Source organism: Streptomyces sp. NPDC101166, from assembly GCF_044768125.1.
Classification (GTDB): domain Bacteria; phylum Actinomycetota; class Actinomycetes; order Streptomycetales; family Streptomycetaceae; genus Streptomyces.
The window spans coordinates 26,460-28,939 of record NZ_JBIWPF010000039.1; the positions used below are offsets into that span (position 1 = coordinate 26,460).

At 69.4% G+C, this 2,480-nt stretch carries 1 protein-coding gene; it reads left to right on the forward strand.

The features are described from left to right. Window positions 1-507: 507 nt before the first annotated feature. Window positions 508-2,480: condensation domain-containing protein (locus ACIRS4_RS35505; RefSeq protein WP_404203947.1), on the forward strand; the 1,973-nt coding region annotated here is incomplete at its 3' end.

Sequence of the window (2,480 nt, forward strand, 5' to 3'; positions counted from 1 at the left end):
CGCGAACTGCGCGAAAATTCCAGTGCGCGCAACCTGAACAACTGAAAAGTAATTGACAGACGAATCGGCCGCCTCATGAGAGAAATCGAATGAGGCGGCCGAGGCGCGTACGGTGGCGTTCAACTGCCGCCAAGTGTCGGTTGAACGGCCTGAACAACCGTGTCTTAACTGCGTGTTCATGGCTGCCCGCCGGGTTCGTGCCGGCGTGGAGGCGGAACATTGATCGTCGATGGCTGCTGGGTCATAGTGGGTCCCGCCACCCCGGGACGACGCACCGAAATGGTGGCCCCGGCATATCCAGTTCTTCGCAAGCAGGCTCCGCAGAAGCCCTTCAAGGCTCCTGCGGATCTTTATTGAAAAGATTTTTCCCGGATTGAACGGGCTTGGTTCGTCGAAGCCCGGACTCACTGCGCCGGCCTTTCTTCCGTACGGGGGTGAGTGGCGGCAGACGCTTGACAGTCAGCCTGTGCCGACGTTGCGGCAGGGACGAAGCCAGGAAGGTTCCCGATGATTCCGTTGTCATTCGCGCAGCGTCGGTTGTGGTTCATCCAGCAGCTCGAGGGTCCCAGCGCGACGTACAACGTCCCGGTCTCCCTGCGGCTTTCGGGCGCGGTGGACCGGGAGGCGCTGGCAGCGGCACTGCGGGACGTCCTGGAACGCCATGAGGTTCTGCGGACGACGTTCGCCACCGAAGACGGCGAACCCCACCAGCGCATCCACGAGATGGCAGACCTGGACTGGGCGCTGCAGACGGTCGAGCTCCCCGGCTCCTCGACCCCGGCGGACCTGGCCGCGGCGGTCGCGGGCGTCTTCGGGCACGCCTTCGACCTCTCGGCCGAACTCCCCGTGCGCGCATGGCTGTTCTCGGCCGGCCCGGACGAGCACGCACTCGCCCTGGTCGTCCACCACATCGCCAGCGACGGCTGGTCGAAGCGGCCGCTCGCGCAGGACCTGTCCACCGCGTACGCGGCGCGGTGTGCGGGGCGGGCTCCCGGGTGGGAGCCGCTGCCGGTGCAGTACGCGGACTATGCGCTGTGGCAGCGCGAGCTGCTCGGCGACGAGGCGGACCCCGGCAGCGTCGGCGCCCGCCAGATCGCCTACTGGCGCGAGGCACTGGCCGGCGCGCCGGAAGAGCTTGCCCTGCCGTTCGACCACCCCCGGCCGCCCGTCCCCTCCCACAAGGGCCTGAGCGCCCCCTTCACTGTCGCGGCCGATGTCCACGCCCGACTGCGGGACCTGGCGCGAGCCGAGGGGGTGACCACGTTCATGGTGCTTCAGGCGGTGCTCGCCATGACGCTGTCGAAGCTCGGTGCGGGCACCGACATCCCCGTCGGCACCGCGGTCGCCGGCCGCACCGACGTGGCGCTCAGGGACCTGGTCGGCTTCTTCGTGAACACCCTCGTCCTGCGCACGGACCTGTCGGGCGACCCCACGTTCGCGGAGGTCCTCGGCCAGGTGCGGGAGACGAGCCTGGCCGCGATGGCCCACCAGGACGTGCCGTTCGAGAAGCTGGTGGAGGAGCTGGCCCCCACCCGCTCCCTGGCCCGCCACCCTCTCTTCCAGGTCATGCTCTCGGTGGACCATGCCGCCCATGCCGAGGTCGACCTGACAGGAGTACGCGCCGGTTCGCTCGCTGACGTGGCCACCGACGAAGTGGCGGCGAACCTCGGGAAGATCGCGAAGTTCGACCTCGAGATCGCCGTGGACGAGCACGTCGACGCCCACGGCGCTCCCGCCGGACTGCGCGGATCGGTGATCGTCGCCTCCGACCTGTTCGACCAGGACTCGGCCGCCCGGCTCGGCGAGCGGCTCACCCGCGCCCTCACTGCGCTGGTCGCCGACCCCGCCGTGCGGCTGAGCGCACTCGACGTGCTGGACGAGGCCGAACTCGACCGGCTGCTCGTCCAGTGGAACGACACCGAGGTCGGTGTCGACCCCGCCTTCGTCCCGGACCTCTTCGAAGCACACGCGAAGCTGACCCCCGAGGCCGTCGCCGCGGTGTTCGAGGGCACGGAGATGACGTACTCCGAGCTGGACGCCCGCGCGAACCGCCTCGCCTACTACCTCCTCGGACTCGGCGTCGGCCGCGAATCGGTCGTCGGCCTCTGCCTCCCCCGCGGGCTGGACATGCTCGTCGCGATCCTGGCCGTGTGGAAGGCCGGCGGCGCCTACGTGCCTCTGGACCCGGAGTATCCCGAGGAGCGGCTGACGTACATCCTCCGCGACAGCGGCGCCCGAGCCGTGGTCAGCAGTCACGATGCCGCCGACGGCGTGGCCGCCAGGCTCGGCGTCGACCGCGTCGTCTGGCTCGACGACCCCGCCACCGCGACCGGCCTGGAGGGGATGCCGACCGTCGCCCCCTGCCGGACAGCCGAACCCGCTGACCTGGCGTATGTGATCTATACGTCGGGTTCGACGGGGCGGCCGAAGGGTGTGGCGGTGGGTCATGGGGCGTTGGCGAATCTGGTGTCGGTGTTCGC